Origin of the sequence: Curtobacterium sp. L6-1, from assembly GCF_018885305.1 — a bacterium.
In the GTDB taxonomy this organism is placed as follows: Bacteria; Actinomycetota; Actinomycetes; order Actinomycetales; family Microbacteriaceae; genus Curtobacterium; species Curtobacterium aetherium.
In genome coordinates, this window is record NZ_CP076544.1 from 3,231,322 (window position 1) to 3,252,758 (window position 21,437).

The 21,437-nt window shown below is 72.8% G+C and carries 17 protein-coding genes; 13 read left to right on the top strand and 4 right to left on the bottom strand.

The genetic code is table 11. The annotated features are described in order from the left end of the window. Positions 1-185: 185 nt before the first annotated feature. From KM842_RS14990 to KM842_RS15040, 11 genes are all read left to right on the top strand, one after another. A complete protein-coding gene (locus tag KM842_RS14990) occupies positions 186-1,544 on the top strand; it encodes an extracellular solute-binding protein (RefSeq protein WP_216259592.1) in 1,359 nt (452 codons plus the stop codon). A 132-nt stretch (positions 1,545-1,676) separates the two neighbouring features. Further along, on the top strand, positions 1,677-2,627 hold the full coding sequence (locus KM842_RS14995) for a carbohydrate ABC transporter permease (protein ID WP_216259594.1): 951 nt from the start codon (positions 1,677-1,679) through the stop codon (positions 2,625-2,627). Position 2,628: 1 nt separating this feature from the next. Then, positions 2,629-3,528 carry a carbohydrate ABC transporter permease gene (locus KM842_RS15000; RefSeq protein ID WP_420363040.1) on the top strand — a complete coding sequence of 300 codons (900 nt, stop codon included), beginning with the start codon at positions 2,629-2,631 and terminating at the stop codon, positions 3,526-3,528. Between the two features lie 38 nt (positions 3,529-3,566). After that, the gene (locus KM842_RS15005) at positions 3,567-6,611 is read left to right on the top strand and encodes an alpha-mannosidase (protein ID WP_216259596.1); all 3,045 of its coding nucleotides are present in this window, start codon (positions 3,567-3,569) and stop codon (positions 6,609-6,611) included. A 236-nt stretch (positions 6,612-6,847) separates the two neighbouring features. Next, positions 6,848-8,188, top strand: a complete 1,341-nt coding sequence (locus KM842_RS15010) for an ice-binding family protein (RefSeq protein ID WP_216259598.1) — start codon at positions 6,848-6,850, stop codon at positions 8,186-8,188. 166 nt (positions 8,189-8,354) lie between these two features. After that, positions 8,355-9,101 carry a histidine phosphatase family protein gene (locus KM842_RS15015; RefSeq protein WP_216259600.1) on the top strand — a complete coding sequence of 249 codons (747 nt, stop codon included), beginning with the start codon at positions 8,355-8,357 and terminating at the stop codon, positions 9,099-9,101. Then, on the top strand, positions 9,094-9,957 hold the full coding sequence (locus KM842_RS15020; protein WP_216259602.1) for an NAD(P)H-hydrate dehydratase: 864 nt from the start codon (positions 9,094-9,096) through the stop codon (positions 9,955-9,957). Before KM842_RS15015 ends, KM842_RS15020 begins: the two co-directional genes overlap by 8 nt. Before the next feature lie 211 nt (positions 9,958-10,168). Continuing rightward, complete coding sequence (locus KM842_RS15025) at positions 10,169-11,311, top strand: ABC transporter substrate-binding protein (protein WP_216259604.1); 1,143 nt, start codon at positions 10,169-10,171, stop codon at positions 11,309-11,311. A 121-nt stretch (positions 11,312-11,432) separates the two neighbouring features. Next, entirely contained in the window at positions 11,433-12,329 is an 897-nt protein-coding gene (locus KM842_RS15030; protein WP_216262477.1) for an ABC transporter permease, read from the top strand. Then, complete coding sequence (locus KM842_RS15035; RefSeq protein ID WP_367397697.1) at positions 12,326-13,201, top strand: ABC transporter permease; 876 nt, start codon at positions 12,326-12,328, stop codon at positions 13,199-13,201. Before KM842_RS15030 ends, KM842_RS15035 begins: the two co-directional genes overlap by 4 nt. After that, on the top strand, positions 13,198-14,268 hold the full coding sequence (locus KM842_RS15040; RefSeq protein ID WP_216259606.1) for an ABC transporter ATP-binding protein: 1,071 nt from the start codon (positions 13,198-13,200) through the stop codon (positions 14,266-14,268). Before KM842_RS15035 ends, KM842_RS15040 begins: the two co-directional genes overlap by 4 nt. A 15-nt stretch (positions 14,269-14,283) precedes the next feature. Here the strand turns inward: KM842_RS15040 and KM842_RS15045 are convergent, their stop codons facing one another. Further along, positions 14,284-14,763: an NUDIX hydrolase gene (locus KM842_RS15045; protein ID WP_216259608.1), complete on the bottom strand. Its 480-nt coding sequence runs from the start codon at positions 14,761-14,763 to the stop codon at positions 14,284-14,286. 75 nt (positions 14,764-14,838) lie between these two features. Here KM842_RS15045 and nagB point away from each other — a divergent pair, with 75 nt between their 5' ends. Continuing rightward, positions 14,839-15,624 (top strand): glucosamine-6-phosphate deaminase, encoded by a 786-nt coding sequence (gene nagB, locus KM842_RS15050; RefSeq protein ID WP_216259610.1) that lies wholly within the window; start codon positions 14,839-14,841, stop codon positions 15,622-15,624. 184 nt (positions 15,625-15,808) lie between these two features. Here nagB and KM842_RS15055 read toward each other — a convergent pair whose 3' ends face one another. Beyond that, entirely contained in the window at positions 15,809-16,978 is a 1,170-nt protein-coding gene (locus tag KM842_RS15055; protein ID WP_216259614.1) for a MalY/PatB family protein, read from the bottom strand. 157 nt (positions 16,979-17,135) lie between these two features. Between KM842_RS15055 and KM842_RS15060 the strand changes: the two genes are divergently transcribed. Further along, positions 17,136-19,592, top strand: coding sequence for a GH92 family glycosyl hydrolase (locus tag KM842_RS15060; protein ID WP_253206156.1), 2,457 nt, complete (start codon positions 17,136-17,138; stop codon positions 19,590-19,592). A 46-nt stretch (positions 19,593-19,638) separates the two neighbouring features. Here KM842_RS15060 and KM842_RS15065 read toward each other — a convergent pair whose 3' ends face one another. Then, entirely contained in the window at positions 19,639-20,301 is a 663-nt protein-coding gene (locus KM842_RS15065; RefSeq protein WP_216259616.1) for a peroxiredoxin-like family protein, read from the bottom strand. A gap of 131 nt (positions 20,302-20,432) precedes the next feature. Then, entirely contained in the window at positions 20,433-21,401 is a 969-nt protein-coding gene (locus KM842_RS15070) for an SDR family NAD(P)-dependent oxidoreductase (protein WP_216259618.1), read from the bottom strand. Positions 21,402-21,437: the final 36 nt, after the last annotated feature.

Sequence of the window (21,437 nt, forward strand, 5' to 3'; positions counted from 1 at the left end):
AGCGCGCCCGCGCGCGCCCGCGCCCGCCCGCTCCCGCCCGCGCCCGCCCGCGCCGCCGCGCCCGCAGGTCAGGAACCGGGTGCGCTTCGCGCCAGCCGCTTGACAACTGTTAAGTCCACACGATGGACTAATCACGCAACGCGGGCAACGGAGTCCGCGACCTTCACCCGTGCAAAGGAGCACCGATGAAACGCACCCGCATCATCGCCGGACTCGCCGCCGTGGCCGTCGCCGCGGTCGGACTCGCCGGCTGCTCGAGCTCGGGGTCCGCCTCGAGCGACACGATCAAGATCGCCTACCAGAAGTTCGGCGCCTTCCAGCAGCTCGACGCCCAGATGAAGGTCGTCAAGAAGGAGTACGAGAAGGCCAACCCGGGCAAGACGGTCGAGCTCGTCCCGATCCAGGCGCAGGAGAACGACTACGCCACCAAGCTCGCGCTCATGAACAAGGCGCCCGCCACCGCCCCCGACGTCATGTACGAGGACACGTTCCTCGTGAAGGCCGACGCCCAGGCCGGGTACCTGCTGCCCCTCGACGAGTACACGGCGAAGTGGGACGAGTGGGACCAGTTCTTCGACAACGCCAAGCAGGCGGGCCAGGGCGAGGACGGCAAGGTCTACGGCATCCCGATGGGCACCGACACCCGCGCCCTCTGGTACAACAAGGACCTCTTCGAGGAGGTCGGCCTCCCGGTCCCGTGGAAGCCGAAGACCTGGGACGACGTGCTCGACGCGGCGAAGACGATCAAGGCCGAGAAGCCCGACGTCATCCCGTTCAACATCTACTCCGGCAAGCCGCAGGGCGAGGCCGCGACCATGCAGGGCTTCGAGATGCTCCTGTACGGCGCCGACGGCGAGGGCAACACGCTCTACAAGGACAAGAAGTGGGTCACCGGGTCGGAGCAGTTCCGGGACTCGCTGCAGTTCGTGCAGGACGTGTACCAGGGTGACCTCGGCCCGACCCCGCAGCAGGCACTCGACACGAACATCGGCACCACGATCACGCAGACGTGGCTGCCGGAGGGCAAGCTCGCCATCGACCTCGACGGGTCGTGGCAGTCCGGCACCTGGCTCGAGACCGGCACCGCGCCGTGGGCCGAGTGGAACGACGTGATGGGCCAGGCACCCATGCCGACCCAGAACGGGCAGGCGCCGGGCTACAACAGCATGTCGGGCGGTTGGACGCTCGCGGTCGGGTCGAAGTCGAAGAACCCGCAGGCCGCGTTCGACTTCATCTCGATGTTCCTCGACAAGGAGGGCTCGCTGAAGTACGACTCGGAGAACAGCCAGATCGCCGTGCGCAAGGACGTCGCCGAGGACCCGGAGTACACCGGCGCGAACCCGACGTTCGAGTTCTTCTCCGGCCTGGTCGAGAACACCCACTTCCGCCCCGCGACGAGCGACTACTCGCAGATCTCGAACGCGATCCAGGTCGCCATGGAGTCGGTGATGACCGGGCAGCAGACGCCGGAGGAGGCGGCCGCCACCTACGACGACGCCGTGGTCGGCATCGTCGGCGAGGACAAGACGGTCGACGTCGGCTGACGGGTCTCCCCGTCCCCGCCGGCGGGGCCCGTCGACGGGTCCCGCTGACGGACGGGAGGCGCGGTGCCGGACCGCACCGCGCCTCCCGTCCACCCGCACGTCACCCGTGAGCTGCTCTGGAAGGCACCCAGCATGACCAGCACTCCCCTCGCGCCGGTGGTCCCGGCGCCCGGTGCGCCGAAGCGCACCGACCCACCCGTCCCCCGCAAGCGGAAGCCGCTGCGGAACGTCGGCCGGGCCGCCCCGCTCCTGCCGGCCGTCGTCCTCCTCGTGGTGTTCCTGCTCGGCCCCGTCATCTCGTCGTTCTACGGGTCGTTCACGAACTCGGCCCTGACCGGCGCCGGCGCTGCCGACCAGCAGTTCATCGGCCTGCAGAACTACGTCGACCTGTTCCAGGACAAGGACTTCCCGAAGTCCGTCGTCCTGACCATCGTCTTCCTGCTGGCCTCGGCCGTCGTCGGGCAGAACGTGCTCGGGCTCGGGCTGGCGCTCCTCATGCGCAGCGCGAACAAGGCGGTCCGGGCGGTCGTCGGCACGTTCGTCGTCGCCGCGTGGGTCCTGCCCGAGATCGTGGCCTCGTTCGCCGCCTACGCCTTCTTCAACGACGAGGGGACGCTCAACACGATCCTCGCCGCGGTGGGGATCAGCGGACCGAACTGGCTGTACGCGTACCCGATGCTCGCCGTCATCCTCGCGAACATCTGGCGCGGCACCGCGTTCTCGATGCTCGTGTACTCCGCCGCCGTGCAGGAGGTCCCCGAGGAGATCACCGAGTCCGCCGAGGTCGACGGCGCGACCGGGTGGCAGCGCCTCGTCTACATCACGCTCCCCGTCATCCGACGGAGCATCTCGACGAACCTCATGCTGACGACGCTGCAGACCCTGTCGGTCTTCACGCTCATCTACGTGATGACGGCCGGCGGCCCCGGCACGAACTCGTCGACCCTGCCGATCCTGGCGTACCAGGAGGCGTTCAAGTTCTCGCAGCTCGGGTTCGGCACCGCGATCGCGACCATCCTGCTCGTGGTGGGGGCGGTCTTCTCGATCATCTACATCCGGGCACTCAAGCCGGAGGTGGACTGAGATGGCCACGACGACCGCTCGCCCCGACACGACCTCGACCCGCACGCTCACCGCGCCCGGATCGATGCACATGACGTCGCCCCGCGGCCGGGTGATGCGCTGGGTCTCGAACACCGTGCTGCTCGTGATCGCGCTGTGCTTCGCCGTGCCGCTGCTCTGGCTCGTGTTCGCCTCGCTCGACCCGCAGGCGTCCCTGTCGGTGAAGCTGCCGTCGCGGTTCACGCTCGACAACTTCACGACCGTGCTGACGCCCGAACTGTCGTTCATCCCGCTCGGCAACAGCCTGCTGCTGTCCGGCGGCACCGCGGTCCTGACCGTCGTCGTCGCGATCCTCGCCGCGTACCCGCTGTCCCGCTACAAGATGCGGGTCAACAAGCCGTTCCTGTACAGCGTGCTGTTCGGCACCGGCCTGCCGATCACCGCGATGATGGTGCCCGTCTACAGCCTGTTCGTGTCGCTGAACATCATCGACAACGTCTGGGGCTGCATCTTCTTCCTCGCCGCCACGAGCCTGCCGATGGCGATCTGGATGGCGAAGAACTTCATGGACTCGGTGCCGATCTCGCTCGAGGAAGCAGCCTGGACCGACGGCGCCTCGATGTTCACCACGCTGACCCGGATCGTCATCCCGCTCATGCGCCCCGGCATCGCGGTCGTGTTCATCTTCGTGTTCATCCAGGCCTGGGGGAACTTCTTCGTCCCCTTCGTCCTGCTCCTCTCGCCCGACAAGGTGCCCGCCGCGGTGAGCATCTTCAACTTCTTCGGGCAGTACGGGGCCGTGGCCTACGGGCAGCTCGCCGCGTTCTCGATCATCTACTCCGTGCCCGTCATCGCCCTCTACGTCATCGTGTCCCGCGGGTTGGGCGGCGGCAACGCCCTCGCCGGCGGCATCAAGGGCTGACACCGCACCTCCGCACGCCACTCGAAAGGAACCACCACATGCACCAGGACGAACCGCTCGTCGAGGCCCGGATCGCACGACTCGTCCGGGACCGCGTCGACCCGAACGTCCACCGCCGGGCGTCGCCGGTGACGATCGAGGCCTGGCAGGTCCCCGACGAACCCGTCCCCTTCGCCGAGGCCGTGCAGCAGACCTACACCCCGTTCACCGTCGGCGACCCGTGGGGCGCCCGGCCGTGGGGCACGACCTGGTTCCGGGTCACCGGCACCGTCCCCGCCGACTTCGGCACCGCGGACGGCACGACCGCCGAGCTCCACGTCGACCTCGGCTTCAGCAAGCGCCAGGCCGGGTTCCAGGCGGAGGGGCTCGCCTGGCGTCCGGACGGCTCCACCATCAAGGCCATCGAGCCGCTCAACGACAGCGTGCCGCTGCAGGTCGGACCGGGGGAGTCGTTCGAGCTCTACGTCGAGGCGGGCGCGAACCCGGACATCGGCGGCGACGACTTCCAGGGCGCCACCCCGCTCGGCTCGAAGCACACCGCCGGCGACACCCCGATCTACCGGCTCCGGGCGCTCGAGGTCGTCGAACGCGACGACACCGTGTGGGAGCTGCAGCAGGACCTCTGGGTGCTCCGCGGGCTCATGGCCGAGCTGCCCACCGACGGCACCCGCGGCGCCGACGTCCTGCGCGTGCTCGAACGGGCCGCCGACGCGCTCGACCCCGACGACGTCGCCGGGACCGCCGCCGACGCCCGCGCGGTCCTGGCCGAGGCGCTCAGCGTCCCCGCCAGCGGCTCGGCACACCGGGCGATCGCCGTCGGGCACGCGCACATCGACTCGGCGTGGCTCTGGCCGGTGCGCGAGACGAAGCGCAAGTGCGCCCGGACGTTCTCGAACGTGCTCGACCTGATGGACCGCGACCCCGACTTCACCTTCGCGTGCTCGTCGGCGCAGCAGTACGCGTGGATGCGGGACGAGTACCCGAAGGTGTTCGCCCGCATCACCGAGCGCGTCGCCGAGGGCCGGTGGATCCCGGTCGGCGGCATGTGGGTCGAGTCCGACACGAACCTGCCCGGCGGCGAAGCCCTGGCCCGCCAGTTCGTCGCCGGCAAGCGCTTCTTCCTCGAGGAGTTCGGCGTCGACACCCCCGAGGCCTGGCTCCCCGACTCGTTCGGCTACACCGGCGCCCTGCCGCAGATCGTCCGTGCCGCGGGCTCGAAGTGGTTCGTCACGCAGAAGCCGTCGTGGAACGAGACGAACGTCATCCCGCACACCTCGTTCCTGTGGGAGGGGATCGACGGCTCCCGGGTCCTCACCCACCTGCCCCCGGCGGACACCTACAACTCCGACGTCTCACCCGCCGACCTGCACCGCGGCGAGCGGAACAACAAGGAGCGCGGCGTCGCGAACACCTCGATGCTGCTCTACGGCTTCGGTGACGGCGGCGGCGGTCCCACCCGCGAGATGGTCGCGGCCGCCCGACGCCAGCACGACCTCGACGGCTCGCCCCGCGTCGAGCTCGGCACCCCGGCGCAGGTCTTCGAGGAGCTCGAGCGCGCCCTGCCCACGCCCGGTGTGTGGTCCGGCGAGATGTACCTCGAGTTCCACCGCGGCACGTACACGTCGCAGATCCGCACGAAGCAGGGCAACCGCCGCTCCGAGCACCTGCTCCGCGAGGCCGAGCTCTGGGCGTCCACGGCAGCGGTCCGGCTCGGGCAGGCGTACCCGTACGACGCACTCGAGTCCGCCTGGCACACGGTCCTGCTCCAGCAGTTCCACGACATCCTGCCCGGGTCGTCCATCGCGTGGGTCTACGAGAACGCCGAGGCCGAGTACGCTCGCGTCGCCGGGGTCCTCGAGGACCTCATCGGCACCGCGACGACGGCGCTCGCCGCCGGCGCGCAGCAGCCGACCGACGGTCCGGGAGGCCCGGCCGCCCCCGCCTCGCTGGTGCGGTTCAACGCGTCCCCGGTGGCAGCCGACGGCGTCACCGCGCTGGGGGCCGAGCCGGTCGACGCGGCGCGGGCCGTGCCTCCCGTCCGGGACGGCGACCGGTTCGTCATCGACACCGGCGTGGTCGTCGCCACGATCGACGCGGCCGGGCACGTCGTCTCGTTCGTCGACCGCGCGAGCGGGCGCGACGCGATCGCCCCGGGCGCTGCGGCGGCCGAGTACACGGTGTTCCGCGACACCCCGAACCAGTGGGAGGCGTGGGACATCGACCGCGCCTACCAGCGGCACGGGTCGGTGCTCGCCGCGACGAGCGTCACGGTCGAGGGGGACGCGCTCGTCGTCGTCCGCCCCTTCGGCAGCTCGACCGTCACGACCCGGTACACGGCGACCGCGGGCCAGCCGGAGCTCGTCGTCGAGACCGAGGCGGACTGGCACGAACAGCAGAAGCTCCTCAAGCTGGCGTTCCCGCTCGACCTCAAGGCCGACCAGGCCTCGAGCGAGATCCAGTTCGGGCACATCGACCGGCCGACGCACCAGAACACCTCGTGGGACTTCGCGCGCTTCGAGACGAGCGCGCACCGGTGGGTGCACGTCGCCGAGCCGGGCTTCGGGGTCGCGATCGCCAACGACTCCACCTACGGGCACGACGTCACCCGGAGCACCCGAGCCGACGGCGGCACGACCACGCAGGTGCGCGAGTCGCTCGTGCGCGGGCCGATGTTCCCCGACCCCGCGGCCGACCAGGGGCACCACGTCTTCCGCACGGTGCTGCGGGTCGGCGCCACGGTGCTCGACGCGGCGGACTCCGGGTACCGGCTCAACCTGCCGGTGCGGGCCGTGCCGGGCGACACCGCCGTCGAGCCGCTCGTGACGGTGTCGTCGCCGCAGGTGTTCGTCGAGGCCGTCAAGCTCGCCGAGGACCGGTCCGGCGACGTGGTCGTGCGGTTGTACGAGGCACTCGGCGGGCGGGCCACCGACGTCGGCGTCGACTTCGGGTTCGACGTCGCCGGCGTGACCCGGGTCGACCTGCTCGAACGTCCGCTCGACGACGGTTCGTGGGAGGACGGCGAGCCCGTCGTCCTGACCCTGCGGCCGTTCGAGCTCACCACCCTGCGGGTCCGTCGGGCGTAGCGGGGGAGGGCGCTGACCGCGGCGCCGGACGGGGCTCTGGGTGCACCCGTCCGGCGCCGCTCCCGTGCGTCTGTCCCCCGTCCTGTGGCGTTCCGGCTGGGAGTCCGTCGGTGCGGCACTGCGTTTCGCGCACATTCCACTGAGCCGCCCTCAGGTGGCGCATACTCCGAAGACCGGAGATCATGCGGACGTCGTCGACGAGCGCCAGTGCCTCTCCCTCGCAGACAGGTGCCGCCATGGCCACGTCCCCGCTCCTCCGTTCCGTCCTGACGGGAGGCGTCGGACTCGGGCTCGCCGCGTCGCTCCTGCTCGTGTCGTCCTCCGGTGCCTCCGCCGCCACCGAGATCGACGGTCCGGTCAAGCTCGGCACCGCCGCGACCTACGGTGTGCTCGGTGCCAGCGCGGTCACGAACACCGGGCCCACGGTCGTCCGCGGGGACCTCGGCGTCGCGCCCGGCACCTCGATCACCGGCTTCGGCGGAGCGCCGAACGGGTCGGTCACCGGCAGTGTCCGGACGCCGGCCGACGCCGCGCAGGCGCAACGCGACACCACGACGGCCTACGACGTGGCGGCGGCACTCACCCCGACGACGACCACCCGGTACACCGAGCTGGACGGGCTGTCGCTCAGCCCCGGCGTCTACCGCGGTGGCGCACTCCAGCTCGCGGACAACGGCGCACTGACCCTCGCCGGTGACGCGGACTCGACGTGGGTGTTCCAGGCGGCCTCGACGCTGACGATCGGGTCCGGTACCCGGATCACGATCACCGGTGGAGCGAGCTCGTGCAACGTGTTCTGGCAGGTCGGCAGCTCCGCCACCATCGGCACCGGCGCACAGTTCCAGGGCACGGTCCTCGCCCAGGCCTCCGTCACCGCGACCACGAGCGCCACGGTCGCCGGTCGCCTGCTCGCACGCACCGGAGCGGTCACGCTCGACACGAACACGATCACCCCCGCCCAGGAGTGCCCGCCGGCGCCGACCCCCGCACCGGAGGTCGCACCGAGCATCACGTCCGGGACGCCGACGGAGGCGACCGCCGGTGAGCCCTACCGCTACACCGTGACCGCGACCGGGTCGCCCACGCCGACCTTCACCGCGAGCGGGCTGCCGGACGGCCTGACGCTGGACGGCACGACCGGTGTCGTCTCGGGCACCCCGACCACGCCGGGCACCTCGACGGTGACGATCACCGCGTCGAACGGCACCGGTCCGGCCGACACCACGGAGGTCACGATCCGCGTCGTCGCCCCGACGCCCACGCCGACACCGACGCCGACCCCGACGCCCACCGACACCCCGACGCCGCCGGCCCCGACCGACACCCCGACGCCCGGCGTGCCGTCCGACACCCCCTCCGGTCCGAGCACGACGCCGGCCGGCCCGACCCCGTCCGACAGCCCGACCCCGTCCGACAGCCCGACCGCGGGCGCCGTGGTGGGCGGTGGGCGCACCCCCGGGACGCTGGCGTTCACCGGTACCGACCCGGCGCTCCCGCTCGGGATCGCCGGCGTGCTGCTGGCCGCGGGCATCGGCACGACGGTCGTCGCCCGTCGTCGTCGGGCAGCACGCGGCTGAGCCGTCACCGCACCGGGCACCGCTCGTCCTCGGACGGGCGGTGCCTCTGCGCTGTGCGTCTGTGCGTCTGTGCGTCTGTGCGTCTGCGCACTGCACCGGCGTCCCGCCCGCCGGAGCCGCACCCGCCCGTGAACCGGTGCAGCGCCTCCCGGCTAGCCTCGCCCCCATGTCCGTCACCGAGATCTGGCTCGTCCGCCACGGCGAGTCCACCGCGAACGTCGCAGCAGCCCGGGCCGAGGCCGAGGGGGCCGACGTGGTCGAGGTCGACCACCGCGACGCCGACGTCCCGCTCAGCCCCCTGGGCGAGGAGCAGTCGCGGGCGCTCGGCACCGAGCTCGCCGACCGCGGGGTGGACGACGTCCCCGTCGCGTTGTGGGTGTCGCCGTACCGCCGCGCGCAGCAGACGATCGGCCTCGCACTCGAGGCGGGCGGGCTCGCCGAACCACCGCGCCGCGTCGACGAACGGCTGCGCGACCGGGAGCTCGGCGTCCTCGACCGCCTGACCCGCACCGGCTCGGCGAACCTGCACCCCGACGAGGAGCAGCGCCGACAGTGGCTCGGCAAGTACTACCACCGGCCCGCGGGCGGCGAGTCATGGGTCGACGTCATGTTGCGCCTCCGCTCCCTGCTCGCCGACGTGGACCGCATCGAGGACGCCGACCGCCTGCTCGTGGCCGCGCACGACGCCGTCGTCATGCTCGTCATCGCCGTCTGCCTCGACCTCGACGAACCCGCGCTGATGGACTTCGCCGCGACCCACACCGTCGCGAACGCCTCGCTGACCCGCCTCCGCCGCGAGCGCGCCGGCGGACCGTGGACGCTCGAGGAGTTCTCCGGCACCGGACACCTCGACGAGGACCCGGACGCCGACGTCACCGAACACGAAGGCCGGAAGGACGACGCCCGTGTCTGAACCAGTCCCCGTCACCCCGAACCTGCTCCGCGAGTGGGCGCTCCCCGACGCCGGCGGCAGCAAGTACGGCCGGGGCCAGGTGCTCGTCGTGGGCGGTGCCGCGAAGACCCCAGGAGCCGCGATGCTCGCCGCGATCGCCGCCCTGCGCGTCGGGGGCGGACGCCTGACCCTGGCGGTGGCCGAGAGCGTCGCCCTGCACGTCGCGGTCGCCCTGCCCGAGTCCGGCGTGCAGCCGCTCGACGAGGACGAGGACGGCCACGTCGCCGTCGGTGCGGTCGAGGGCCTCACGGACGACCTCGGCAGCGCGGACGCGGTGCTCGTCGGCCCCGGCCTCGACGAACCCGAGGGCAGCCGCTCGCTCGTCGCCGGCCTCGCCAGCCGCGTGGGCGACGAGACCGTCGTCGTGCTCGACGCCTTCGCGCTCGGCGTCGCAGCCGACCTGGTCGAGGAACTCGCACCCCTGCGCGGACGACTCGTGATGACACCGAACAGCGGCGAGGCCGAACGGCTCCTCGGTCACGACACCACCGACGACCACACGGACGCGGCCGAGATCGCCGAGCGCTTCGGTGCCGTCGTGTCCCTCGGTGGCGTCGTCGCGGCGCCGGACGGACGGTCCTGGGCGAAGGGCACCGGCGCCGGCGGGCTCGGCACCAGCGGCAGCGGCGACGTGCTCTCGGGCGCGATCACCGGACTGCTCGCCCGCGGTGCCGACGTGGCGCAGGCGACGGTGTGGGCGACCCAGGTGCACGCCGCCGCGGGGGACCGGCTGGCCGTGCAGGTCGGGCCGATGGGCTACCTGGCGAGCGAGCTGCTCGGCGAGATCCCGCGCGTCCTGGTCGAGTTCGGCGCGTAGGACCGCCCGGGGAGGCCTGCGGTACCGGGCCGACGCGCTCCTGAGCCCATCCGCCACGGCACCCGCGGAACCGTACAGGCGCACGCGCTGTTCCGCCTCCGTTCACCGACCCAGCACGACCCGGATACCGGCCGCGTCCACGATCGTCCCGACCGGCGCTCCCCGCCGGACCGGCCCGACAGGGCCGCACCCGACGACGGAAGGCCTCCCCGTGCAGCGCAAGCGTCCCCTCACCGGACTGGCGCTCGCCGCCACCGCGATCGTCACCCTGGCCGGCTGCTCGGCGACGAGCTCCGCCTCGACCGCCGACGACACCGCCTGGAGGACCGCCACGAGTGCGGAGCGCGGCGGCGGCATGGACGCGCTGGTGAAGGCGGCGGAGGCGGAGGGCAAGCTCAACGTCATCGCGCTCCCGCCGACGTGGGCGAACTACGGCAAGATCATCGACGGCTTCAAGGCGAAGTACCCCGGCATCACGGTGAGCTCGGCGAACCCGAACGGTTCGAGCGCCGACGAGGTGGCCGCGGTGAAGTCGCAGGAGGGGCAGGCGACGGCACCCGACGTCCTCGACCTCGGCAACGCGGTCCTGCAGGCGAACACCGACCTGTTCACGGACTACAAGGTCGCGAACTGGCAGGACATCCCGGACCACCTCAAGGACGCCGACGGGCTCTGGACCCGCGACTACACCGGGCTGATGTCGATCGGCTACGACTCGACGAGGGTCTCCACCGCCCCGGAGGACCTGGACGACCTGCTCGGCTCGGCCTACAAGGGCAAGGTCTCGATCGCAGGCGACCCGACGCAGGCGAACCAGGCCGCGAGCGCCGTCTACCTCGCGGCGCTGGAGAACGGCGGCTCGGCGGACGACGTCACCAAGGGCGTCGACTACTTCGGCGAGCTGAAGCAGGCCGGCAACTTCCAGAACGTGCTGCCGACGCAGGCCACGGTCGCCTCGGGTGAGACGCCCGTCGTCATCCAGTGGTCGTACAACAACCTCGCCTGGGGGCCGGCCGCGGGAGCGAGCGGGAACCAGCACTGGAAGACGGTCGTGCCGGAGGGGCAGGCCCTCGCCTCGTACTACGCGCAGGCGATCAGCAAGGACGCCCCGCACCCCGCCGCCGCCCGGCTGTGGCAGGAGTACATCGCCAGCCCGGAGGCGCAGAACCTGTACCTGCAGGCCGGCGCCTTCCCCGCGACCCTCGACGCCATGCAGCAGGCGGGCACGGTCGACGAGAAGGCACTCGACGCGGCCGGCGGCGCCCCGAAGGACGCGGTCGAGCTCACCGACGAGCAGGTGACCGCCGCCGCGAAGGTGCTCGCGGCGAAGTGGTCCGCCACGATGGGGTCCTGAGCACGTGACCACCGCACCGGCACCCGCCCCCGCACCGGCGCCCGTACCGGCACCCGGGCCGGCACCCGTACCGGCACCCGGGCCGGCACCCGCACCGGTGGCGGTGGCGCCCACCGTCGCCATGGCGGGTGCCGGTGCGACCACCGACCGCACCCCCGGACCCCGCGCCCGACGCCGTCCGGACCTGGCCTGGCTCGGCCTCACCCCGTTCGCCGCCTACGTCCTGCTGTTCCTGGCGGTGCCGGCCGTGATCGCGGTCGGCAGCGGGTTCACGACCGGTGACGGGGCGTTCACCCTCGCGAACCTCGCCGCGTTCACCGACCCGTCCGTGCTCCGGGCCTTCGGTGGCTCGTTCGGGCTGTCCGCGGTCTCGGCCGTCGTCGGCGCCGTGCTCGGGGCGCTGGTCTGCTGGGCGCTCGCGGCGCTCCGCCCGGACGGCCTCGTCCGCTCGGGGGTCGACGCGGCAGCCGGTGTGCTCGCCCAGTTCGGCGGCGTGATGCTCGCGTTCGCGTTCATCGCCACGATCGGTGCCCAGGGCCTCGTCACCACCTGGCTGGTGTCCGCCTTCGGCCTCGACCTCAACGCGGAGGGCGCGTTCCTGTACACCGTGCCCGGACTCGTCATCCCGTACGTCTCCTTCCAGGTGCCCCTGATGGTCCTCACCTTCATGCCGGCCCTCGAGGGCGTCAAGGCCCAGTGGGGTGAGGCCGCCGCGACCCTCGGTGCCTCACGCGCGACCTACTGGCGGCGCATCGCCCTCCCCGTGCTCGCGCCGGCGTTCTGGGGCTCGCTGCTCCTCCTGTTCGCGAACGCGTTCTCGTCGTTCGCGACCGCCGCGGCCCTCATCGCGCAGGGCGGCATCGTCCCGCTCACGATCCGCACGCAGCTCACGAGCGAGACGATCATCGGCCTGCAGCACGTCGCCGGGGTCCTCGCCCTCGGCATGGTCGTGGTCATGGCGGTCGTGATGGGCGCCTACTCGCTGCTCCAGCGTCGCGCCGCCCGGTGGCAGCGGTGACCGCCGTGACGTCGGTGCGGCCCGTGGCCGCGGCACCCCGGCCGGGAGGCCCGACCCGCGTCGGCCGCTTCGGCGTCGCCCCGTCACGGCCCACCGCCGTCGTCGTGCTCACCGTGGTCGGGCTCGTCTTCGCCGTGCCGCTGGTCGCCCTGGCGCAGTTCACCTTCCGGCAGGGCCCCGACGGCGGGCTCACCCTCGACCACTACGCGGCGATCGTCGACCCCGCGAACGCCGCCACGTACCAGCCCGTGTTCGACGGGCTGGGCGCGTCCCTGCTCATCGCCGTCATCACCGTGGCGATCGTGCTGCTCGTGCTGCTGCCCGCACAGATCGTCACCGCGCTCCGCCACCGCCGCCTGCGCCGCGTGCTCGAGTTCGTCTGCCTCGTCCCGATCACCGTCCCCGTGGTGGTGCTCGTCGTCGGGTTCGTCCCCGTGTACCAGGTCGTGGCGCAGGTCCTCGGCTCGGACGCCTGGACCCTGGCGTTCGCGATCGGCATCGTGTCCCTGCCCTTCGCCTTCCGGCCGATCGCCACCGCTCTCACCGCGGTCGACGTCACGGTGCTGGCCGAGGCCGCCCGGTCCCTCGGCGCCTCGTGGTGGACGGTCACGTGGCGGATCCTGCTTCCGAACCTCCGTCGCGGCATCACCGCAGCGTGCTTCCTGACGGTCACGGTCGTCCTCGGTGAGTACACGCTCGCCGCGTTCCTGTCCCGCACGACGTTCCAGACCGCGCTCGTGCTCGTGCAGCAGACCGACCCGTACGTGGCGGCGATCTTCTCGCTCGCCGCGCTCCTGTTCGGGTTCCTGCTGCTCGTCGTCATCGGCCGGGTCGGGGCCTCCCGCCGGCGCACCCCGGAGGAGTCCGCATGACCGTCACCGCTCCCGCTGCCCCCGCGTCGCTGTCCACCGCGGGCGCGACCGTCGAGCTCGAGGCCGTCGAGAAGCGCTACGGCACGCACCGCGCGCTCGCCGGGCTGTCGCTCCGCGTCGAGCCGGGGGAGTTCGTCTCGCTGCTCGGTCCGTCCGGCTGCGGCAAGACCACCGCGCTCCGGGCGCTCGCCGGGCTCGAGGCCGTCGACTCCGGCTCGATCCGCATCGACGGCGCCGACGTCGCCGCGGTGCCCGTCGAGAAGCGGGACATCGGCATGGTGTTCCAGCAGTACTCGCTGTTCCCGCACATGACCGTGCGGCAGAACGTCGCCTTCGGCCTCGAGATGCGCAAGGTGCTCGCTGCCGCGCGCCGGGAGCGGGTCATCGAGGCGCTCGACATGGTGCACCTCGCCGAGTTCGCCGACCGCTGGCCGCACCAGCTCTCCGGCGGCCAGCAGCAGCGGGTCGCCCTCGCCCGCGCGCTCGTCACCCGCCCCCGGGTGCTGCTGCTCGACGAGCCGCTGTCGGCGCTCGACGCCAAGGTGCGGGTGTCCCTGCGCGACGAGATCCGCCGGATCCAGAGCGACCTCGGCATCACGACCGTGTTCGTCACCCACGACCAGGAGGAAGCGCTGGCCGTCTCGGACCGCATCGCCGTGATGCACGCCGGCGACGTCGAGCAGGTCGGCACGCCCGAGGAGCTCTACCGGCACCCGGTGTCCGCCTTCGCCGCGGACTTCGTCGGCCAGTCGAACAAGCTCCGTGGGGACCTCCGCGGCGGGGACGTCTTCGTCTACGGGTTCCGGATCCCGGCGCTGGACCCCGACACCGCGGACGGCCCGGTGCTCGCGTACGTCCGCCCGGAGGACGTCGCCTTCGCCGCCGAGGGCGTCACCGGTGCCGTCGTCGCGTCGAGCTTCCTCGGGTCGATCCGCCGCACGACGGTCCGGCTCGACGACGACACCGTCGTGACCGTCCAGCACGAGGTCGGGGACCGCCGGACCGCGGGCGAACCGGTCGCGCTCCGCCTGCTCGGCGCCCCGGTCGCGACCGCTCCGCTGGCCTGATTCGGCGGCGGTCGGTCAGCGCTCGAAGCGCGCGGCGACCTCGTCGGCGAGTGCCGCGTCGACCCGTCGGCGCATGTTCTCGGGCATGTCCGGGAGGTCCGTGACCGGGGCCCAGAACGCCTCCGTGTTCTCGCCGTCGGCCGGGTACGGGTCGCCCGACACCCAGCGGCAGGCGAAGACGAGGTCCATGTACTGGGCGCGGTCGCCGTTCGGGTAGGTCATCGGCTCGAGCGTCTGCACCCAGGCCAGGCGCTCGGCGACGGCGACGACGTCGGCCTCCTCGAGGACCTCGCGCTCGGCGGCGACGGCCGGTTCCTCGCCCGGGTCGACGATGCCGGTGACCGGGGTCAGGGCACCGTTGTCGGCGCGACGGACGACGAGGAGCTCGCGGTCGTCACCCTCGCCGCGCGTGACGACCGCGGTGACACCGGTGAGCCAGAGCAGTTCGGTGCCGACCTTCTCGCGCAGGGACAGGACGAAGTCGGGGGTGGGCATGCCGCCACGCTACCGGCCCCGACCAGCGGGGGAGCACCCCTGTCCACGACTGGTCATGACCAGTAGGCTGGCGACGTGGAGATCATCATCCTGCCCACGCCGGCGGAGGTCGGTCGCGTCGCCGCGGCCAAGATCGCGTCGGTCGTCACCACGAAGCCCGCCGCGGTGGTCGGACTCGCCACGGGGTCCAGCCCCGAGGGCATCTACGCCGACCTGCGCCGCCGCGTCGAGGCCGGCGAGCTGTCGTTCGCGCAGGCGCGCGGCTTCGCCCTCGACGAGTACGTCGGCATCCCGCTCGAGCACCCGGAGTCGTACGCGAGCGTCATCGCCCGCGACGTCGTCGGGCCGCTCGGGTTCGACCCCTCGCGGGTCAGAGTGCCGGACGGCCGTGCGGGCGACCTGGCGTTCGCCGCCAAGGAGTACGACGCCGCGATCCGGGCAGCCGGCGGGGTCGACGTGCAGATCCTCGGCATCGGGGCGAACGGGCACATCGGGTTCAACGAGCCGACGTCCTCGTTCGCGTCCCGCACCCGGATCAAGACCCTCGCGCCGTCGACGCGCGAGGCGAACGCCCGGTTCTTCGACTCGCCCGACCAGGTGCCGACGCACTGCATGACCCAGGGGCTCGGCACCATCCTCGAGGCCCGCGAGCTCGTCCTCGTCGCCCAGGGGTCCGCGAAGGCCGACGCGATCGCCGCCGCCGTCGAGGGGCCGCTCAGCTCCTTCGTCCCCGGCTCCGCGCTGCAGCTGCACGAACACGCGACGGTCGTCGTCGACGAGGAGGCGGCCGCCGGTCTCCGACTGGCCGACTACTACCGCTACACGTACGCGAACAAGCCGTCCTGGCAGCGGTTCGAGTAGCGGCCCGCCCGTTCCCGCGGGACGCCCCCGTTGCCCGAGACGCCGCCATGTGCCCGAGACGCCGCCGGATACGGCGGCGTCTCGCCGAGCGCAGGGCGTCTCGCACTCACGGGGCCGTCTCGCCGAGCGCAGGACGTCTCACACTGACGGGAGGCCCGGCCCGGCCCCGGCGCGCGGAGTCCGGTCAGCGGGCGGCGGCCAGGCGCGCGAGCCCCTCGCGCAACGTCTCCTCGGAGCAGCCGAAGTTGAGCCGGGCGTGCCCGACGCCCTGCCGGCCGAAGTCCCGCCCGTTCGACAGGGCCACCTTCGCCCGGTCGACCAGGAGCGGTGCCGGGTCGTCGCCCCACGGCAGCGCGCGCAGGTCGAGCCACGCCAGGTACGAGGCCTGCGGCTGCCGGTAGCCCGCCCCGGGCAGCGCGGTCCCGAGCTCCTCGGCCAGGATCCGCCGGTTGGCGGCGAGCTCGGCGAGCAGGGACGCCAGCCACGGGCCGCCCTCGGCGAACGCGGCGACGCTCGCGGTGTACCCGAGGATGCCGGTGCGCTCGACGACCTCGGTCGGCATCCCGTCGAACCACGCCCGGGCGCGGTCGGACGCCCCGACCATGAGCGCGCACTTCGTCCCGGCCAGGTTCCACGCCTTGCTCGCGCTGGTGAGGGCGACACCGAGGGCCGCGGCCTCCGGGCAGGAGTCGAGGAACGGCGTGAACACCGCGTCGGCGTGCACGAGCGGTGCGTGGATCTCGTCCGACACCACGACCGCGTCCCACTCGGCGGCGAGCCGGGCGAGGGCAGCCAGGGCCTCGCGGTCGTGCACGAGCCCGAGGGGGTTGTGCGGGTTGCAGAGCAGCACCGTGCGCGCGCCCTCGGCGAAGGCCCGCCGGACGCCGTCCAGGTCCATCCGCCACCCGCTCGTCGTGTCGTACGGGTCGGCGGGGCCCTCGGGTGCGAGCAGCGGCACCTCGGTCACGGAGCCGCCGGCCTCGGTCACGTACTCCCAGAACGGCGGGTAGACCGGCGGCATGACGACCACCTGGTCCCCGGGCTCGATCACCCGGCGGAGCGTCTCGACCGCGGCCACCGACACGTCCGTGGTGGTCCGGACGAGGTCGGGGTCGACCGCCCAGGCCCACCGACCGGCCGCGAAGTCGGCGAAGGCCTCGGGCAGCGCCCGGCCGTGCCCGACGTAGCCGGTGTCGCCGTCGGTCACCGCCCGGACCAGGGCCTCGCGCACCGGTTCGGCGAGCGCGCAGTCCATCTCCGCGACGAACATCGGCAGCACGTCCGCGGGGAACGCGGTGTACTTCTCGCTCGTGCGGGTCCGGCGGGCATCGAACACGGAGACCATGACGCTCATGCCGTCATCCTCGCAGGAGGACGCCCGGGCGGCCAGGGCCCCGGACCGGCCCGACGGCGGTCCCCGGCCACCCGCGGGACGACCGAGCGGTGAACAGCGCCCGACCGCTCGGTGGCCGACCGCACGTCCCCCGTCCGAGGGGGCTAGCGTCACGAACGTGAACCGATCTCGCGTGCACCGTCGCCCGCTCCTCCGTCCGGTCCCGCTCGCCGCGGTGGCCACGATCGCCGCGCTGCTCGGCTCGGTGGCGGTGACCACCCCCGCGTCCGCAGCCGTCGAGGCCAGCGCGACCCGGGCCTCCCGCACCGTGTCGGACCCGGCGGCCTCCGTCGACCCGTTCATCGGCACGAGCGGCGACGGCAACACGTGGCCCGGCGCCACGGCCCCGTTCGGGATGCTGCAGTGGAGCCCCACCGGGACGAAGGGCGACCAGACCTCGACCCCGGTCGCGAACGGCTACTCGTACGACGTGGACCGGTTGCGCGGGTTCAGCCTGACGCACCTCAACGGCGCCGGCTGTGCTCCCGGGGCCGCCGGCGACGTGCCGATCATGCCGGTCACGACGCCGGTCACGACCTCGCCGTCGGCGGACAGCACCGACGCCGTCTACGCTGCCGGCTACTCGCACGACCAGGAGTCCGCGAGCCCCGGCCGCTACGGCGTCACGCTCGACAACGGCGTCCGCACCGACCTCGCCGTCACCACCCGCGCCGGCATCGGGTCCTTCGCCTTCCCGGCGGGCGCGGACGCGAACCTGCTGTTCCGCACGTCGAACTCGATCAACGGCAGCGAGGCCGCCGACACCCGTGTCGACGCCCGCACCCGCACCGTCAGCGGCAGCGTGCTGACCGGTGGTTTCTGCAGCCGCCGCGCCAACGGCGGCGGCGCCACGAACCCCGACCGCCGCAGCTACTACCGCCTGTTCTTCACGGCCACCTTCGACAAGCCGTTCACGAGCACCGGCACCTGGAAGGACGGGACCGTCCAGCCGGGAGGCACGCGCGCCTCTGGTGGGGAGGGGTACCTGACCGGCGCCGACCGTGCCGGACGCGGCTCCGGCGCGTGGATCGGGTTCGACGCGCGTCGCGGTGCGACCGTCCACGCGAAGATCGGCATCTCGTACGTCAGCGCCGCGGGCGCCGTCGCGAACCGCGACGCGGAGGTGACGAAGCGCGCGACCGTCGCCAGCGTGGCGGCGGCGACACGGGCCTCCTGGAACCGCGAGCTCTCGCGGATCCGCGTGGGTGGCGGCACCGCCGACCGGACCACGCAGCTGTACACGTCGGTGTACCACGCGCTCATGCAGCCGAACACGCTGAACGACCGCGACGGCCGCTACCTCGGGCCGGACCTGCGCGTGCACCGGATGGACCGCGGGCACCGGGCGGTCTACGGCACGTACTCGGGATGGGACCAGTACCGGGCGCAGATCCAGTTGCTCGCACTGCTCCGGCCGGACGTCGCCGGGGACATGGCCCAGTCGATGCTGCGGTTCGCCGAGCAGAACGGCGGCGTGTGGGACCGGTGGCTGCACCTCGGCGCACCCACCCACGTGATGACCGGCGACCCCTCGGCCGCGACCCTCGCCACCTGGTACGCCATGGGGGTCCGGAACTTCGACGTGCGGGCCGCGTACCAGTCGCTGCGGAAGCAGGCGACGGTCGAGAACGCCGACGCCGAGAGCGACATCGGCTGCCCGGGGCAGTGCCTGGCGCAGCGACCGGCGCTCGACGAGTACCTGCAGCGGCACTTCGCGGCGAACGACGACTGCTCGTGCTGGGGCGGTGCCGCGGAGACCCTCGAGGACTCGATCTCGGACAGCGCCCTCGGGTACTGGGCCGGTGCGATGGGCCTGCGCTCCGACGCCCGGATGTTCGCCGCCCGCGGTGCGTACTGGAAGAACACGTTCAACGCTGCCGTCGGGTACCAGGCCGCACGGCAGGCCGACGGGTCGTGGACGCCCGGATGGACGCCGTCGACCGGCACCGGCTTCGCCCAGGGGACCAGCGCGCAGTACACGTGGCTCGTGCCGCAGGACGTGCACGGACTGTCCGACGCCCTCGGTGGCGACGCGGCGGCGGTCGCCCGGCTCGACGCGTTCTTCCACGACGCCGCCGGGGACTGGGCGGTGACCGGCGGCGACGCGACGAAGTTCGACCCGACGAACGAGCCCGACATCCACACGCCGTGGATGTACAACGCGCTCGGGCAGCCGTGGAAGACGCAGGAGACCGTGCGCCGGGTCGTCGACGACGCGTACGGCACCGGTCCGGACGGGCTGCCGGGCAACGACGACCTCGGCACGATGAGCGCCTGGTACGTCTTCGCGTCCGTCGGGCTGTTCCCGCAGACGCCCGGACGGGCCGAGATGCTCGTCGGGAGCCCGACCTTCCGCACGGTCGACATCCGTCGGGCGAGCGGGGAGCGGATCGTCATCCGGTCCTCGGGCACCGACCCGTACGTGCAGGGTGCCCGGCTCGACGGGCGGGCGCTCGACCGCTCGTGGGTGCCGGCCTCGTTCGTGAACCGGGGCGGGACGCTCTCGCTGCGGGTCGGGGACACGGCGGACACCTCGTGGGCCGCGGGCGAGCGCGGGCGCCCCATCGACCGCTGAGGTCGGCTGACCGCGGGTCCGCCGTCGACGCCGACGGTGCGCCCCGCTACTGCGCCGCGCGGTCGACGGCGTCGAGGACCGTCGTGACCTCGGTGCGGGTCGTGTAGTCGACGTGCACGTCGGCGAACCGGATCACCCGGTCGCCGTCGACGACGAACACCGACGGGAACGGGATCTGCGCCGTGTGGTCGGCGTTGCTGTCGGCGACGTCGAAGCCGAGTTGCGTGTGGGCCTCCCGTGCGGGCCCGTCCGGCTCGGTGACGATGCCGAGCTGTGCGGCAAGCGCGTTCGCCGGGTCCGACAGGACGGGGAACGCCAGCTCGCCGTTCGCGATCGCCTGCTCCGAGCCCTCGGGCGTCTGCGGTGAGATCGCGATGAGTCGCACCCCGCGGGCGGTGAGCCCCGGCAGGAGGTCCTGCTGGTAGGTGCGGAGCGTCAGGTTGCAGTACGGGCACCAGGTGCCGCGGTAGAACACCACGACGGCGGGGGAGCCGTCGAGCGCGGCGGCCAGTGACGTGTCGGTGCCGGTCGCCGTCAGCAGCGCGGTGTCGGGGACGGTGTCGCCCACGCCGGCGGCGGTGCTCGGCACACCCGCTGCACGGAGGGCCGCCTGCTCCCGGTCGAACACCGCGCTCAACTCCGGACCGATCTGGGCGGTGAACCCCTCGTTGAACGTGTCGACCTGTTCGGCGATGGACTGCTCGGGCATCGGGGCTCCTCCGGGTGGCGGCGGTGGGTCCGCCGGTGCAGGGAGCCTATGCACCGCCATCGGCCACGTCGTGGTCGCGCGTCACGAACCGTCACGGAACCGCGCACCGACCACCCGCCGGGACGGGAGGCTCAGCGCTGCCCCACCGGACGTACGACGATCTCGTTCACGTCGACGTCGGGCCGCTCGTCCACCGCGTAGGCGACCGCACGGGCGATCGCGTCGGCCGGGACGGACTCGGCGCGGTACGCCACCATCGCGGCGGCGGCAGATGCGTCGGTGATCGTCGAAGCGAGTTCCGAGTCCGTCACCCCGGGGGACACGGTGGTCACGCGGACGGAGCGCGGGGACTCCTGCCGGAGGCCCTCCGTGATGGCCCGGGCAGCGTACTTCGTGCCGCAGTAGACGGCTGCCGTCGGCGAGACCTCGAACGCGCCGACGGACGCGATGGTCACGACGTGACCGGTGCCCTGGGCGAGCATGGTGGGCAGGGTCGCGGCGATGCTGTGCAGGAGACCGCGCACGTTGACGTCGATCATCCGGTCCCATTCGTCGACCAGGCCGGCTGCCAAGGGCGACAGGGGCATGACGCCGGCGTTGGCGACCAGCACGTCGATGCGTCCGAACCGCGCGAGTGCGGCATCGGCGAAGTGGCGGGCCGAGGCGGCGTCGGTCACGTCGAGGGGGACCGCGAGCGCCTGCCCTCCGCCTGCCTCGACCTCGGCCACGAGGGTGTCGAGGCGGTCGATCCGTCGGGCGCCCAGCACGACGGGGTGCCCGGCGGCGGCGAGGCGGAGCGCCGTGGCCCGCCCGATCCCGCTCGAGGCACCGGTGACCAGGACGACCCGGCGGCGGCGCAGCACCATGCCGGCGTGGTGCAGGACGTCGTCACGGAAGTCGCCGTCCGCGGTGAAACCGGTGTCGTCGACGTAATCGACGTGGTCGCCGGACACCTCGTAGCGCCCGACGTACGCCGCTTCGCGGTCGCCGCGGGCCTCGACGTACCGCCCGTCGGCACGGAGTTCGTGGCGGATCCGGCCGTCCGCCGTGACCCAGAGCCCGACGTACGGATGTGTGGTGGTGGTCGTGTCCTCGTCCATGTCCACCACCCTGGAGCCGTCGCGGACCCCGACCCA

What these genes read in the sequence shown, in the direction of transcription:
- KM842_RS15030 (WP_216262477.1), top strand. Translation starts at nt 11,433, where the DNA reads ATGGCGGGTGCCGGTGCGACCACCGACCGCACCCCCGGACCCCGCGCC.
- KM842_RS15055 (WP_216259614.1), bottom strand. Translation starts at nt 16,978, where the DNA reads ATGAGCGTCATGGTCTCCGTGTTCGATGCCCGCCGGACCCGCACGAGC.
- KM842_RS15000 (WP_420363040.1), top strand. Translation starts at nt 2,629, where the DNA reads ATGGCCACGACGACCGCTCGCCCCGACACGACCTCGACCCGCACGCTC.
- KM842_RS15040 (WP_216259606.1), top strand. Translation starts at nt 13,198, where the DNA reads ATGACCGTCACCGCTCCCGCTGCCCCCGCGTCGCTGTCCACCGCGGGC.
- KM842_RS15065 (WP_216259616.1), bottom strand. Translation starts at nt 20,301, where the DNA reads ATGCCCGAGCAGTCCATCGCCGAACAGGTCGACACGTTCAACGAGGGG.
- KM842_RS15045 (WP_216259608.1), bottom strand. Translation starts at nt 14,763, where the DNA reads ATGCCCACCCCCGACTTCGTCCTGTCCCTGCGCGAGAAGGTCGGCACC.
- KM842_RS14995 (WP_216259594.1), top strand. Translation starts at nt 1,677, where the DNA reads ATGACCAGCACTCCCCTCGCGCCGGTGGTCCCGGCGCCCGGTGCGCCG.
- KM842_RS15005 (WP_216259596.1), top strand. Translation starts at nt 3,567, where the DNA reads ATGCACCAGGACGAACCGCTCGTCGAGGCCCGGATCGCACGACTCGTC.
- KM842_RS14990 (WP_216259592.1), top strand. Translation starts at nt 186, where the DNA reads ATGAAACGCACCCGCATCATCGCCGGACTCGCCGCCGTGGCCGTCGCC.
- KM842_RS15010 (WP_216259598.1), top strand. Translation starts at nt 6,848, where the DNA reads ATGGCCACGTCCCCGCTCCTCCGTTCCGTCCTGACGGGAGGCGTCGGA.
- KM842_RS15015 (WP_216259600.1), top strand. Translation starts at nt 8,355, where the DNA reads ATGTCCGTCACCGAGATCTGGCTCGTCCGCCACGGCGAGTCCACCGCG.
- KM842_RS15070 (WP_216259618.1), bottom strand. Translation starts at nt 21,401, where the DNA reads ATGGACGAGGACACGACCACCACCACACATCCGTACGTCGGGCTCTGG.